Source organism: Brevibacterium sp. 2SA (genome assembly GCF_005502845.1).
Classification (GTDB): domain Bacteria; phylum Actinomycetota; class Actinomycetes; order Actinomycetales; family Brevibacteriaceae; genus Brevibacterium.
Window position 1 is genome coordinate 1 of sequence record NZ_SCMW01000073.1, and the last position, 13,225, is coordinate 13,225.

Here is a 13,225-nt window from a genome sequence, read left to right on the forward strand (position 1 = left end):
CGCCCGCCCCGCGGACCGCCCGGACTCCGCTCTCGTCGTCATCGACGTGCAGAACGGCGTCATGGCCGAAGCCTGGAGATCCGCCGAGGTGATCGACACGATCTCCGGCCTCGTCGACCGGGCCCGCGACGCCGGCACCGAGGTGGTGTGGGTCCGGCACAGCTCCGGCGAGCTTCCGCTGAACTCCCCGCAGTGGCAGATCGTCGACGCGCTCGCTCCCGCCGACGGTGAGGCGATCGTCGAGAAGACCCACGGCAACACGTTCGAGGAGACTGACTTCGAGGACGTCCTGGCCAGCCGCGACATCGGCCACCTCGTCGTCACCGGCGCACAGTCGGATGCGTGCGTGCGCTCGACGATCCACGGTGGATTCGCGCGCGGCTACGACGTCACCCTCGTCTCCGATGCACACACCACGGAGGATCTCACGGAGTGGGGCGCGCCGGAACCCGAGCAGGTCGTCTCCCACACGAATCTCTACTGGGGATTCGAGTCAGGCCCCGGTCGCACCGCCTCGGTGAAGGAATCCGCCGAGATCGACTTCGGCACCCGGTGACAAGGCGCCGCCCCGCCTGACCGGGCGGCTCCGCCTGACTGGGCGACCCCGCATGACCGGGCGGCTCCGCCTGACCGCGCGTCCCCGCATGACCGACAGCCGGCGAGGGAGTGGACCGTCGACTGCCTCTGTCTCTGACTCTGCCTCTGCCATCATGGGACCATGAGCGAAGACAAGCGCAGCATCGAACTGACCCGCATCGCCCCCAACCACTACCGCGCCACTGCTCCCAACGGCGCGAGCATCGAATTCGGTCGCGGTGAGGGGCTCATGACCCCCGTCGAACTGCTGCTGGCGGCCGTGGCCGGATGCTCGTCGATCGACGTCGACACCGTGACGAGCCGCCACACCGACGCTGAGCGCTTCGACGTCCGGGCGAGCGCCGACAAGATCGTCGAGGACGGCGCCAACCGGCTCGAGAACGTCCACCTCGACTTCGACCTCGCGTTCCCCGACGATGAGGCGGGTCGCCGTGCGGATGCGCAGATCGAGAAGCTCGTCGGGCTCTCCCACGACAAGTACTGCACGGTCTCGCGCACGGTCGAGCACGCGACTCCCGTGACCTACAGCGTCCGCCGCGACTGACCTGCGCGGGGACACAGAGTCAGCGGCGTGCCGGAATCCGCGCCACGACGGCTGAGCACTCGGACCGTCCGCGAATCTGCGCCATGCCCACAGCGATTGTGCGCCGCCCCCATGGCGATCTCGGCGCCGAAACCACCCTGAACCCGGCGCAGAAGGTAGTTGGCCGCCCTGGAAGTGGCGCAGAAGCTGGCCAGCCACGATGGACTCAGCGCAACAGGTGGTCGGCCGCCCTGGACCTGGCGCAGAAAGTGGCGTGTGCGCCAATGCGGCTGCGCACTCGGACCGTCCGTGAATCTGCGCCATGCCCACGGCGATTGTGCGCCGCCGCCATGGTGATCTGGGCGCCGAAACCACCATGAACCCGGCGCAGAAGGTGGTCGACCGCCCTGGAAGTGGCGCAGAAAGTGGCGTGTGCGCCAACGCGGCTGAGCACTGGGACCACCCGTGAATCTGCGCCATGCCCACAGCGATTGTGCGCCGCTCCCATGGCGATCTGGGCGCCGAAACCACCCTGAACCTGGCGCAGAAGGTAGTCGGCCGCACTGGAAGTGGCGCAGAAGCTGGCCAGCAACGATGGACTCAGCGCAACAGGTGGTCGGCCGCCCTGGACCTGGCGCGGACGGGACTGACTGCCCCTGCGCGCGGCACACTGAACCCGCCGGCGGAGGCGCACACCCGTCTCAGCTCGCGAGGAGGCGCTTCTTCTCGACCTCGATGTCGAAGTCGGCCGGCGGCCACTGCGGGTTGATGCGCTCGAGGGCATCGAGGATGAGGCGCTGCACAGCCAGGCGGGCGTACCACTTGCGGTTCGCGGGAACGACGTGCCAGGGCGCGACCTCGGTCGAGGTGCGGTCGAAGACATCCTGGTAGGCCTGCATGTACTCGGGCCAGAGAAGTCGTTCGTCGACGTCGCCGGTGTTGTACTTCCAGTACTTGTCGGGCCGGTCGAGACGCTCGAGGAGTCGGTCGCGCTGCTCGTCGGGTGAGATGTGGAGCATGACCTTGATGACGATGACGCCCGCCGCCGCGAGTTCGGCCTCGAAGTCGTTGATCGCCTGGTAGCGGCGCTCGATCTCCTCGGCATCGGCGAGCTCGCGGACCTTGCCGATGAGCACGTCCTCATAGTGCGAGCGGTCGAAGACGCCGATCATCCCCGGTCCCGGCACATGCGGACGGATGCGCCAGAGGAAGTCGTGCTCGAGCTCCTCGTCGGTGGGCTTCTTGAACGCCGCGAGTTCGACGCCCTGCGGGTCGACGGACCCGACGACGTGACGGACGATCCCGCCCTTGCCCGCCGTGTCCATCGCCTGGAGCACGAGGAGAACGGCGGGGCCCGTCTCCGCATCGTGGTGGGCCGCGAACAGGCGTTCCTGCAGGTCATCGAGCTGCGTCGCGGTCGCTGCGAGCTCCTTCTGACCGGCCTTCTTATCGCCCTCATAGCCGGGGGTCGCCTCCGGATCGACATCGGCGAGGCGGAAGCCCTCGTCCACGCGCAGAAGGGGCTGGGGATCTTCGGTCCAATGGCTGCTCATGCGTTCATCTTCGCAGGTGGGAAACCGGCCGTCCACAATCCGTGAACACCGTGACCCAGGAGTCACGGACCCAGTGACCCGCCAGTCCAACCCCCAGTGACCCGCGAGACCAACCCCCCGTGACCCGCCCGTGCCGGACGCCATCACCTGACGCTCCCCGAACCCGGTGACCCGACGAACCCTGGGCGAGACCCCATCTCATCCCCTACCCTGGAATCACCGCAGCGGGAGGGGCGCCCCATGGAAGACGAACTGCTCATCGTCGAAGAGCTCATGCTCCTGCTCCTGGCCGACGACGGCAGCGCGATCGCCGGCTCGAAGGTCCTCCACTGCGTCCTGCCCGGCGCTGTCCTCGCCGAGCTCGCGCTCACCGGCCGCCTCGAGGTCCATTCCCATCGCCGGGTCGGCGGCACCCTCATCCATGCGAAGCGCGCGACCCCCGACCCGCAGATCGATCCGATCCTTGCCGAGGCGCTGCGGGCGATGGGCACGCGCGAGCACTCCGCGTACGGTCTCGTCTCCGGCCTCGACCTCGACGTCCGCCAGCCCGTGCTCGATCGCTTGGCGGCGAAGGGCATCATCCTCCGCGAGACGAAGAAGGTCCTCGGCGTGCTCCCGACGACCCGGTGGCCGACGCTCGATGTGCGCGCCGAGGCGGCCCTCCGCAACCGTGTCACCGCCGTCCTCGACGACGGTCGGCGTCCGGATGCGCGCACCGCTGCGATCATCGCGCTCATCTCCGCGGCCCAGGTCTACGTCCAGCTCCAGCCGCGGATGCCGTGGAACGCCGAGGTGGCCGCCCGGCTCAAGGAGATCGAACGCGGACAGGTGAGCGCCGCGGATGCGACACCGGAGTCCCAGGAGATCATCGACGAGATCGCCAGGGCGGTGCTCGCCATGACGTCCTCGGCCTCCTCGGCGCCGATCCTCTGACGGCATCAGCGACCGGGTCCCGGACGACCGGACCAGCGACAGCGCAGGCAACCGGCTCCGCCCCTCATCCGCCATCGGGAGCTCAGTCGGGGCGACGGAACACCGCCGGCAGGCGCTTGCGCCGCGACTGCCCGTCCTTCGCGCGCAGCGACCACTGCCGCATCGGCTGCGGCACCCGCCACTGCAGTCTCCACGCGAGCATCCTGAACCCGAAGGCGGCGGCCGCGATGAGCACCGAGGTGACGCCGCCGAGGAGACCGAACCGATCAGCGAGGATCGTCAGCCCCGAACCGAAGAGGGCGGGAATGAGGTAGAGGTCGGTGCCGCGGAAGATCGCGGGATCCTCGTTCGCCACGACATCGCGCAGGAGTCCGCCGCCGCATGCGGTCAGCGCGCCCATGAGGAGCGCGACGGGTGCCTGGGCGCCGGCCTCGAGCGCGATCGCCGTGCCGGTGAGGCTGAAGAGCCCCATGCCGAGGGCGTCGAAGACGATGATCCAGATCCGGGCGCGCAGCGTGCGCTGCCCGATGAGGTAGATGAGCAGGGTCGCGAGCAGCGGCGGGGCGAGGTAGATCGGGTGGGCGAGCGCATTGGGCACGCGGTCGAGGAGGATGTCGCGGATCATGCCGCCGCCGATTCCCGCGAGCAGACCGAGGACGAGGCCTCCGGTGATGTCGTAGCCGCGGCGTGCCGCGAGCAGCACCCCGGAGATCGCGAAGACGAACGTGCCGAGGAGGTCGAGCGCGAGCAGCACGGTCTCCGTGAATGACATGACCTCTCCTCTGCGCTCTCAATCACGTGCTCTGGACTCTCGAGCACTGTCGCCCCCACTGTAATGCGGGCAGAGCGCTCCGCATTCCGCCACCGACGCACTCGGCCCGCATGAGACCCCGCCGGACCGGAGTCAGACCACGTCCCCCTCAGACGAGACCGGGTGCCGCTAGGGTGTGACCATGTCCGAACCCACTGTGGTCCTCATCCACGGAGCGTTCGCGAACTCGCTGACGTTCGCCCCTCTCCAGGCCGAACTCGCCGCGCGGGGGGTCCGCTCGGCCGCACTCGACCTGCCGGGCCATGGCTTCTCCGCCGTCATCCCCGACGGGTATCAGTCCCCGCAGGATCTCGAGGCGCTGACCACCGCCCCGAGTGCAATGGCCGGGGTGAGCCTGGCCGACAACGTCGCCCACCTCGCCGAGGCGATCGGCCGCCTCCGCGCCACCGGGCCCGTCATCGCCCTCGCCCACAGCCGAGGCGGAATCGCCCTGACCGCCCTGGGCAACGCGCACCCCGAGCTGCTCGACCACCTCGTCTACACCTCGGCGTGGGCCCCGGTCGACCTCGAGGCCGCCGCCTACAACGCCGAACCGGAGATGGCCGACGTCGATGCCGGCGTCCTCGCGTCCCTCCTCGTCGGCGATCCGGGGCAGCTCGGTGCCCTGCGCTGCAACTTCCGCGGTGCCACCGGCGAACAGCTCGCCTCGCTCAAGGCCCTCTTCAGCGCCGACGCCACGGCTGATGAGTTCCTCACCTTCGTCAGCACGTTCCAGCCCGATGAGAACCTCGATGCCGGCGGGCCGGACGACCGCGCCCAAGCGGGCACGTGGGGCACGATTCCGCGGACGTTCATCCGCCTCGGCGAGGATCGGTCGATTCCCCTGCCGATGCAGGACCGCCTCATCCGGGAGGGCGATGCGCTCACCCCGGACAATCCCTACCGGGTGATCACGCTGGACTCCTCACATCTGCGGTGGCTCATCCGTCCCACCGAGGCGGCCGACGCCATCGCCGGCATCGTCGCCGAGGTGCGCGCCCGGTAGCACACGACCGTGCGCCCCCGCTCATCGCGGAGGCGCACGGTCGCTGCGCTCATTCGGCCCGGCTGTACGTCCTCAGCTGAGCTGGAAGTTGTCGGGGTTCTTGTAGTCCTCGATCTCGACGACCGGGGTGCCCATCCCCTTGAGGAGCTTCGAGATGGGGCAGCGGGCGTGGGCGCGGGCGGCGTACTTCTCCGCATCCGCGTCGGAGACGCCCTCGACGGAGATGAAGGCGCGGGGCACGAAGTAGAAGCCGCCGGACTTCTCCTTGTGGAGGTCGACCTCGCAGCGCACCCGTGACAGGGCGTCGATCTCGTTGACGGCGAGAACGACCTTGAGGGTCTCGCCGAGGCAGGTGCTCCATGCCATCGCAAGGAACTGCTCCGGGTTGCTGCCGAGCTCCGTGTGCGAGGTCGGGGCTGTGGCGAGAGTCGGACCGTCTTCGACGCGCACTTCTCCCGACGTGCCGCCGAGGTTCTCCACCCGAGCGGTGTAGATCGGTGCGTTGGGGCCTTTGGGTTCGTCGTCCGAGTCGGCGGGGCGCGCCTGCGGCTCGGCGTATCCGGGGTTCTCAGTCATCAATCCATGCTACGACAGCAGGGCGACGCCCGGCTGAACGTTCCGTGAAATGAGCACACAGCATCCACGGACGCGTCGGCTCCGAATCCCCCACATGAGACTTCGTCTGCGCCCCATCCTCGTCGGCGTCGCCGCGACGCTCCTCCTCTTCGGCCTCGCCGACCTCGTCGCGCGGCTCATCGGTCCGACCTCAGCGCCGCTGCTCGTCCTTGGCCAGGCGATCATCCCGCTCACCCCGACGAGCGTCATCAAACCCGTCATCGCGCTCTTCGGCGCCAACGACAAGATCGTCCTCGTCGCCACGGTCGCGCTCGGCGCCCTCATCCTCGGCGCGCTCATCGGCTGGCTCGGCGGGAGCCGGCCACGGGTAGGGCTGGCCGCCTTCATCGTCGCCGGCCTCGTGCCCGCCGGGGCCGTCCTCACCCGGACGGGGTCGACGCTCATCGACCTCGTGCCCACCCTCGTCGGGCTCGTCGCCGGGGTCGCGGTGCTCTGGGTCGGCCTGCGCTGGGCCGCACAAGCCGCGGCGGCACGGGCCGCCGTGCAGGTGCCGGCAACCCGGCCGGGGCGCTGGCCGCTGGCCCCCTCCGGGGGCGCGTCCGCGACCGGCCGGGACGGAGCGTCGGCGACCGACCCGGACGGAGCGTCCGCGACCGGCCGGGACGGAGCGTCGGCGACCGGCCCGGACGGCGCCTCCGTGACCGGCCCGGACGGCGCTGCTGCCGGAGCGACCCCTGCCGATGACCCCAGCGACCGTGCTGACGCCGAGGCGGTTCGACCGGTCGCCCGCACCCCGCTGCTCACCCGGGACTCCCCCGCCGAACGCACTCAGCGGGCCGGCTCACGGCGGCGCTTCCTCGCTCTCACCGGGATCGCGGCGGCCATCGGCGCTGTCGGGGTGGCGACGGGCCAATCGCTCGTCGCCCTGACCAGGGAGGCGGCCGCCTCGGCGGCGAACCTCGTCCTCCCCCGCCCCGCACGGACGGCGGGACCGATCCCAGCAGGAGCGAGCCTCGACGTCGCGGGCATCCGGCCGTTCGTCACCGCACAGAAGGACTTCTACCGCATCGACACCGTCCTCGCCCCACCGACGATCGACCCGCAGGACTGGTCGCTGACGATCCGCGGGATGGTCGACCAGGAGGTGACGATCACGATGGACGAGCTCCTTGCGCTGCCCCTGCAGGAGCAGCACACGACGCTGACGTGCGTGTCGAACCCGGTCGGCGGGGATCTCGTCGGCAATGCGACGTGGTTGGGCTACCCCATCCGCGAGCTGCTGCGCCGTGCGGGGCCGAGCCCGGACGCCGACATGGTGCTCTCCCACTCCCACGACGGCTTCACCGCATCGACGCCGCTCGAGGCGATGCTCGATGACCGGGACGCTCTGCTCGCCGTCGGGATGAACGGTGAGCCGCTCACCCCCGTGCACGGCTTCCCGGCCCGGCTCGTCGTCGCCGGTCTCTACGGCTTCGTGTCGGCGACGAAGTGGGTGACCGAACTCGAAGTCACCCGATTCGACGAGAAGGAGGCCTACTGGACGCAGCGCGGCTGGGACGCGAAGGCGCCGATCCTCGTCGCCTCCCGCATCGATGTGCCCCGTCCCCTCGCGAAGCTCCCCGCCGGCACCATCACCGTCGGCGGCAGCGCGTGGGCGCAGACCCGCGGCATCGACCGCGTCGAGGTGCGCCTCGACAACGGCGACTGGACGGAGGCCGAGCTCGGTGCCGAGGCGACCGTCGACACGTGGCGGCAGTGGCGGGCCGAGTTCGACGACGTCCGGTCGGGCCTCCACAGCGTCACGGTGCGTGCCGTCGACAAGGACGGCACCGTCCAGACCGCCGAGCGCCGCGAAGCCATCCCGAACTCCGCGACCGGTCACCACCGCATCCAGTTCACCGTCGAGTGAGCCGACCGTGCCCGGGTTCGCCTGACCGTTGGGTCCCGGTGCCCGGAGCCGCGAGCCTCGTGCCCGGAGCCGCGAGCCTCGTGCCCGGAGCCGCGAGCCTCGTGCCCGGAGCCGCGAGCCCCGTGCCCGGAGCCGTGAGCCCGGTGCCCAGAGCCCGGATCCCCGCGCCCACGACCCCGGCCACGCTCCACTGCCTGTCCCGCACACGCCGCATCCCGCTTCACACCTGCCCCGTCACCTCGGTGTTCTCTGCCTCCGGGGGACGGGGTCCGGCGACGAAGGACCGGAAGACAACGAGAAAAACCTGCCCGATCACCCATCCGGAATCGCGGTCGCTGCGAACCCCCAGTAACACAGCAGGACACACCACGCTGTGTCGACCAGAGCACGACCGTGAAAACGGAGAAACAAGGAGTAGAACGATGAAAACACTGCGCACTCGCACTGCCACCCTCCTCTCGGCCGGCGCGATCGGCATCCTCGCTCTGTCCGGCTGCGGAAGCTCCGGCAGCGGCTCGGAGTCGGGCGGCTCGGAGACTCAGTCGAGCGAATCCTCCGAGAGCTCCGCTCCGGCATCGGATTCGTCGGCCATGGCCGGTGAAGAGCTCGTCGGACCCGGCTGTGCGGCCTACGCCGAGCAGAACCCCGACGGTGCCGGCTCGGTCGAGGGCATGGCCCAGGACCCGGTGGCCACGGCCGCCTCGAACAACCCGATGCTCTCGACCCTCACGCAGGCCGTCTCAGGTGAGCTCAACCCCGATGTCAACCTCGTCGACACTCTCAACGGTGACGAATTCACGGTGATCGCACCGACGAACGAGGCCTTCGAGAAGATCCCGAAGGAGGACCTCGACGCGGTGGCGGGCAACGCCGATGAGCTGACGAAGGTGCTCACGTACCACGTCATCCCCGGCCAGCTCTCACCGGATGAGGTCGCCGGTGAGCAGAAGACCGTCGAGGGCTCGACCGTGAAGATCGAAGGCAGCGGCGACGACCTCACGTTCGGCGACGCGAAGCTCGTGTGCGGCGGCGTGAAGACCGCGAACGCGACCGTCTACATGGTCGACAGCGTCCTCATGCCCCCGAAGTGATCGGGGACCGCTGACGCGGTGTGCTGCCAGGGGCCTGGCTCGAGTGGTCTCGGGCCGGTTCCTGGCAGCACCCGTTTTCGGCCGCACGCGAACCCGGCACTCCCCTCGAAGCCCCCGCCCCACCCGGACGGTCGACGTCGTCCCCGCACAACCCGACCTGAGGTGAGCACCACCTCGGCGAGGATGACATGATGTTCTCATGACTTCCCATGATCCCGGGGCATCGCCGCCCGGTCGGACGATGCGGGCAGACGGTGAGGCGAACGCGCAGACGGACCCCTGTGGGCAGCTGCTCATCCAGGTGGCCGCCGGTGACCGTCGCGCCTTCGAAGAGCTCTTCGCCACCCAGTCGACCATCCTCATGGCGGTGATCGTGCGGATCGTGATGAGCCGATCGCTCGCCGAGGAGGTGCTCCAGGAGTGCTTCGCCGAAGTGTGGGCGAGGGCCGGAAGCTTCGATCCGCAGCGGGGCAGCGGGCGGGCATGGCTCGTGACGATGGCACGGCGGCGCGGCATCGACTGCGTCCGCAGCGTCCAGTCGTCCCGTGACCGGGACCTCGCCGACGGACTGAGGTCCGCAGCCGAGGTCGGCGAGCAGGTCGAGCAGACCGTCATCGACAGGGCGGAGTCCGACCGCACCATCGCCGCCCTCAAGCTCCTGCCCGACGATCAGGCGAGACCGATCGTCATGGCCTTCTATCAGGGAATGACCCATGCGCAGATCTCCGAGACGCTCAAGGTCCCGTTAGGCACGATCAAATCGAGAATCCGAGACGGCATGAGGAAGATGCGCGAAGAATTGGAGGCGAGCCGATGAACGCCGATCGTGACTACCTGGCCGCCGGCTTGGCGCTGGGCGGACTGAGCGACGATGAGCTCGTCGAGGCGCAGGCGCTGGCCGACACCGACCCCGAGTTCCAGGCCGAGGTCGCCGCCTACGGTGAGACCGCCGCCTTCATGGCCGCCTCCGACGCTCCGGCAGCCGTGAGCGAGGAGACGAAGAACGCGATCCTCTCCCTGCCCGACCACCTCGCCCAGGAGAGTGCGACGTCGGACACCGCGGCCGCGGCGCGTCCCGATAGCGACGCAGCCGGAACCGATGCCGCGCCCCGTGACGGACACATCCTCGCCGAGGCGGGCGACCGTCCCGCTGACACCGGGGCCACCGAGGTGGGCGACCGCACCGCGGCCGCTGAATCCGATTCCTCCCGCAGCGCTCAGACCGACGAAGCGGCGTCCGGTGCCGACGAGCCCATCGACCTCGCGGCACGACGGCGGAAGCGGAACTGGCTTCCCTGGGCAGCCGCAGCCGCGGCACTCATCGTCGTCTGCGGATTCGGCATCAGCGCCTGGCAGATGCAGCAGCGGCAGAACGAACTCGAGGCGACGCTCGCGGAGACGCAACAACGACTCGATGAGACGGCGCGACTCATGGACGCCCCGGACCTGAGGACGACGACGGCCGATCTCGCCGCGGGCGGTTCGGTCACGGTCGTGTCCTCCGAGACCGAACAGCTCATCCATGTGACGTCGCGCGATGTCACCCCGGCCGAGGGCACATCCCTGCAGATGTGGGTGATCGGCGACGACGGGCCGAAGAGCGTGGGCCTCATGGTCGGCGACGCCGAGAACATCGACGGCAGCGACTTCGCCGCCGGCAATCTCTTCGGCATCACCGTCGAACCCGAGGGCGGCTCCCCGCAGCCGACGACCGATCCCGTCGTCGCCGTCGAGCTCTGAGGGCTGAGGCCGCGATCGCCCGCGGACGACGTCGTGCTTCAGCGCGCCCTGAGGCGTTCGAGGTCGACCGTGCCCTGTGGGAGTTCGCGGAAGGAGCCGCGGACCAGCGCCGCCAAAGCGGTCGCATACGTCGACCGCAGCCGTTCCTCGCCGCGGCCGGCGACGATCCTCGCCACGACGCTGCGCGCGAGCAGCAGAGCCGCCTCGGCGATCGCTGAGGTCCCACCGGCGATGGCCGGCGCGAGACCCCACACCTCGGCCACCGACGCATAGACCGCTTGGAGCCGGGCCGCATCCTCGCTGTCGATGCGGTCGAGCAGCTCCTGGATCTCGGGCGTCGGCGCGTCGAGTGCCACTGCCTGGAACCGGACGAAGGCTCGCCACCGGTCCGAGCTCAGCAGCAGGTCGAGCTCTTCCTCTGCGGCGCGCGCGATGAAGCGCGCGGCGCTCTCGACTCGTGACGCGCTCCCCGTGGGTGCTTCACCGAGCACCTCTTGAGCAAGAGCGAGCGCCCGCTGCTCATCAAGGGTCGCCATCGCATGACCTGCGAGGCACTGCTCGAGCGCGAACGTTCCGAAGGCCGATCTGCCCGGCCAGATGCGATAGGCGGAGGCGCGGGAGACGCCGGCGGATTCGAGGATGCGCTCCATCGGAATCTCAGGCCAGACCGCGATGCCGTGATGGGCGACGTAGTCGACCACCGCCTCGGCGACCAGTGTGCGAGTCTCCTCGACCGATCGGTGAGCGCGGGGCATGCGATCCTCCTTGACATGAGACATAGTGTCTCTTTAATCTAGCATCACGCGATTGATACATAATGTCTCAATCAGAACTCCTGACTTCGGAGGGCATCATGACTCGGACCCGCACCGTCGCGCTCATCGGTGGATTCGTCAGTGCAGCGGCGATCGCTGCGACGATCATCTCGGCCGGACAGATCCGTCCCGCACTGCTCAGCGCCTACCAGTACCCCACCTCATCGGGGGTCAGTCTCGAGGAGGCGTCGTCGCTGACGCTGACCTACCTCTTCGCGATCGCCGGCACCGGACTGCTCGTCGCACTCGCCTTCCTCGCCGTGCGCCCTCTCGAGCGGTCGCGCTTCGGCTGGTGGTCGGCCGCCGCGCTGACGACCCTCGGGTTCGCTGTCGCCGCCTACAACGTCACCCAGCTCGAGATCCCGCCGGCAGTGCGCATTGCGTTCTTCCTCCCACCGCTCGCCGGGGCCGTATGGCTCGTCGTCTCTCGCCGCGACTCACGGGAGTGACCACTGCGGCTCTCCCCCGTGCGGTGGAGGCGAATCAGCTCTCGGAGGGATGCCGCCGGCGACCTCCTTCTGTCTAAGCTGGAGGAATGGCAGAGCCGATCACCGCCGAGGAGAGGCGACCGCGAGTCCGTGACTGGTACCTCGTGGCCGCGCTCGGCATCGGCTCGGCCGTCTTCGCCGCTCTCTACAACGCCGGCGGTTTCTGGCCGTTCAAGGTTCCGCTGTGGGCCTCGTGCCTGGCCTCTCTCATCGTGCCCCTGCCCCTGGTCTTCCGACGCACGCATCCGAGCCTCGTCGCCTGGGTGGTCTCCGCCCTCTACATCGCCGCCCAGTTCCTGGGGATGATGGAACCCGGCGTTTCGCAGATCACCCTCTTCCTCGCCGTCTACTCGATCGGGGCCTGGCAGAGCAACCGTCAGGCCGCGTTCATGTCGCGCCTCCTGCTCTGCATCGCGATCTTCGCCTCGATCATCGGCGCTGCCGTCGTCCAGCTCTCCGGCCTCGGTGAGCTCACCGTCCTGCAGTACGCGGCGAACTCCGGCATCACGTTCCTCATCAACCTCCTCTTCTTCGGTGGGGCATGGGTCTTCGGCGACCGCGCCTGGCATCAGCGGCGCCTCGTCGGCGAACTCCGCGCCGCCAATGACGAGGTGCGTCGGCAGGAACAGCAGCTCGCCGACCAGGCGCTCGACCTCGAACGCGTCCGCATCGCCCGCGAACTCCACGACGGCGTCGCCCATCACATCGCCGGGGTCGGCATCCACGCCGCAGCCGCCCGGCGCAGCCTGGAGAAGAACCCCGACCGTGCCCGGGAGTCACTGCAGACCATCGAGACCTCGACGAGGGAGACCGTCGACGAGCTCCGCACCCTCGTCTACACCCTGCGCGACACGAGCTCCGCGACCGCTGCGGCGAACCGGACGAGCGGCACCCCCGGACTCGCCGACCTCCCCGACCTCTATGCCGACGCCCGCCGCAGCGGACAGCACCTCGACATCGCGACCTACGGGACACCGCATCCGCTCACCGCCATCACCGAGCTCTCGGTCTACCGGGTGATCCAGGAATCCCTGACGAACTCCAAGCGCTACGCGGGCCCCGGCGCCGAGGTGGTGGTGCGCTTCCGCTACGGCGCGAGCGACCTCGAGGTCGAGGTCAGCGACTCCTCCCCGGCCGGCGAGCGCGCCGGGCAGTCGCCCGGGGCGGGACAGTCACCCGGGGG

14 protein-coding genes are annotated in these 13,225 nt (G+C 69.5%); 10 read left to right on the top strand and 4 right to left on the bottom strand.

Annotated features, from left to right (window positions below; genetic code table 11):
• Both FFS20_RS16590 and FFS20_RS16595 read left to right on the top strand, forming a co-directional pair.
• The coding region (locus tag FFS20_RS16590; protein WP_137826899.1) for a cysteine hydrolase family protein at positions 1 to 556 on the top strand (556 nt) is incomplete at its 5' end.
• A gap of 162 nt (positions 557 to 718) precedes the next feature.
• A complete protein-coding gene (locus FFS20_RS16595) occupies positions 719 to 1,141 on the top strand; it encodes an OsmC family protein (RefSeq protein ID WP_137826900.1) in 423 nt (140 codons plus the stop codon).
• A 680-nt stretch (positions 1,142 to 1,821) separates the two neighbouring features.
• Here the strand turns inward: FFS20_RS16595 and FFS20_RS16600 are convergent.
• Positions 1,822 to 2,673, bottom strand: a complete 852-nt coding sequence (locus FFS20_RS16600) for a polyphosphate kinase 2 family protein (protein WP_137826901.1) — start codon at positions 2,671 to 2,673, stop codon at positions 1,822 to 1,824.
• A gap of 240 nt (positions 2,674 to 2,913) precedes the next feature.
• Here FFS20_RS16600 and FFS20_RS16605 point away from each other — a divergent pair, with 240 nt between their 5' ends.
• Complete coding sequence (locus tag FFS20_RS16605; protein ID WP_137826902.1) at positions 2,914 to 3,606, top strand: GPP34 family phosphoprotein; 693 nt, start codon at positions 2,914 to 2,916, stop codon at positions 3,604 to 3,606.
• Between the two features lie 82 nt (positions 3,607 to 3,688).
• Here FFS20_RS16605 and FFS20_RS16610 read toward each other — a convergent pair whose 3' ends face one another.
• The gene (locus tag FFS20_RS16610) at positions 3,689 to 4,378 is read right to left on the bottom strand and encodes a TRIC cation channel family protein (protein ID WP_137826903.1); all 690 of its coding nucleotides are present in this window, start codon (positions 4,376 to 4,378) and stop codon (positions 3,689 to 3,691) included.
• A gap of 181 nt (positions 4,379 to 4,559) precedes the next feature.
• Here FFS20_RS16610 and FFS20_RS16615 point away from each other — a divergent pair, with 181 nt between their 5' ends.
• Entirely contained in the window at positions 4,560 to 5,423 is an 864-nt protein-coding gene (locus FFS20_RS16615) for an alpha/beta hydrolase (protein WP_137826904.1), read from the top strand.
• 72 nt (positions 5,424 to 5,495) lie between these two features.
• On the opposite strand, the gene FFS20_RS16620 is transcribed toward FFS20_RS16615, so the two are convergent.
• Positions 5,496 to 5,999, bottom strand: coding sequence for an OsmC family protein (locus tag FFS20_RS16620; protein ID WP_137826905.1), 504 nt, complete (start codon positions 5,997 to 5,999; stop codon positions 5,496 to 5,498).
• Positions 6,000 to 6,093: 94 nt separating this feature from the next.
• Between FFS20_RS16620 and FFS20_RS16625 the strand changes: the two genes are divergently transcribed.
• The 4 genes from FFS20_RS16625 to FFS20_RS16645 all read left to right on the top strand — a co-directional run bounded on the left by FFS20_RS16625 (position 6,094) and on the right by FFS20_RS16645 (position 10,739).
• Positions 6,094 to 7,908, top strand: coding sequence for a molybdopterin-dependent oxidoreductase (locus tag FFS20_RS16625; protein ID WP_283202139.1), 1,815 nt, complete (start codon positions 6,094 to 6,096; stop codon positions 7,906 to 7,908).
• Between the two features lie 422 nt (positions 7,909 to 8,330).
• On the top strand, positions 8,331 to 8,999 hold the full coding sequence (locus FFS20_RS16635; RefSeq protein ID WP_137826906.1) for a fasciclin domain-containing protein: 669 nt from the start codon (positions 8,331 to 8,333) through the stop codon (positions 8,997 to 8,999).
• Between the two features lie 199 nt (positions 9,000 to 9,198).
• Positions 9,199 to 9,816: a sigma-70 family RNA polymerase sigma factor gene (locus tag FFS20_RS16640; protein ID WP_137826907.1), complete on the top strand. Its 618-nt coding sequence runs from the start codon at positions 9,199 to 9,201 to the stop codon at positions 9,814 to 9,816.
• Positions 9,813 to 10,739, top strand: a complete 927-nt coding sequence (locus tag FFS20_RS16645) for an anti-sigma factor (RefSeq protein ID WP_137826908.1) — start codon at positions 9,813 to 9,815, stop codon at positions 10,737 to 10,739. Before FFS20_RS16640 ends, FFS20_RS16645 begins: the two co-directional genes overlap by 4 nt.
• Positions 10,740 to 10,777: 38 nt before the next feature.
• On the opposite strand, the gene FFS20_RS16650 is transcribed toward FFS20_RS16645, so the two are convergent.
• A complete protein-coding gene (locus FFS20_RS16650; RefSeq protein ID WP_137826909.1) occupies positions 10,778 to 11,494 on the bottom strand; it encodes a hypothetical protein in 717 nt (238 codons plus the stop codon).
• A 98-nt stretch (positions 11,495 to 11,592) separates the two neighbouring features.
• On the opposite strand from FFS20_RS16650, the gene FFS20_RS16655 reads away from it, so the two are divergent.
• Together FFS20_RS16655 and FFS20_RS16660 are read left to right on the top strand one after the other, a co-directional pair.
• On the top strand, positions 11,593 to 12,003 hold the full coding sequence (locus FFS20_RS16655) for a hypothetical protein (protein WP_137826910.1): 411 nt from the start codon (positions 11,593 to 11,595) through the stop codon (positions 12,001 to 12,003).
• Between the two features lie 86 nt (positions 12,004 to 12,089).
• Positions 12,090 to 13,225 (top strand): histidine kinase (locus FFS20_RS16660; RefSeq protein ID WP_137826911.1); only part of this gene is annotated, 1,136 nt, incomplete at its 3' end.

Bases quoted from the DNA above. Each gene is read 5' to 3' on its own strand.
- FFS20_RS16610 (WP_137826903.1), bottom strand. From the start codon at position 4,378: ATGTCATTCACGGAGACCGTGCTGCTCGCGCTCGACCTCCTCGGCACG.
- FFS20_RS16595 (WP_137826900.1), top strand. From the start codon at position 719: ATGAGCGAAGACAAGCGCAGCATCGAACTGACCCGCATCGCCCCCAAC.
- FFS20_RS16615 (WP_137826904.1), top strand. From the start codon at position 4,560: ATGTCCGAACCCACTGTGGTCCTCATCCACGGAGCGTTCGCGAACTCG.
- FFS20_RS16655 (WP_137826910.1), top strand. From the start codon at position 11,593: ATGACTCGGACCCGCACCGTCGCGCTCATCGGTGGATTCGTCAGTGCA.
- FFS20_RS16600 (WP_137826901.1), bottom strand. From the start codon at position 2,673: ATGAGCAGCCATTGGACCGAAGATCCCCAGCCCCTTCTGCGCGTGGAC.
- FFS20_RS16605 (WP_137826902.1), top strand. From the start codon at position 2,914: ATGGAAGACGAACTGCTCATCGTCGAAGAGCTCATGCTCCTGCTCCTG.
- FFS20_RS16640 (WP_137826907.1), top strand. From the start codon at position 9,199: ATGACTTCCCATGATCCCGGGGCATCGCCGCCCGGTCGGACGATGCGG.
- FFS20_RS16650 (WP_137826909.1), bottom strand. From the start codon at position 11,494: ATGCCCCGCGCTCACCGATCGGTCGAGGAGACTCGCACACTGGTCGCC.
- FFS20_RS16625 (WP_283202139.1), top strand. From the start codon at position 6,094: ATGAGACTTCGTCTGCGCCCCATCCTCGTCGGCGTCGCCGCGACGCTC.
- FFS20_RS16620 (WP_137826905.1), bottom strand. From the start codon at position 5,999: ATGACTGAGAACCCCGGATACGCCGAGCCGCAGGCGCGCCCCGCCGAC.
- FFS20_RS16645 (WP_137826908.1), top strand. From the start codon at position 9,813: ATGAACGCCGATCGTGACTACCTGGCCGCCGGCTTGGCGCTGGGCGGA.
- FFS20_RS16635 (WP_137826906.1), top strand. From the start codon at position 8,331: ATGAAAACACTGCGCACTCGCACTGCCACCCTCCTCTCGGCCGGCGCG.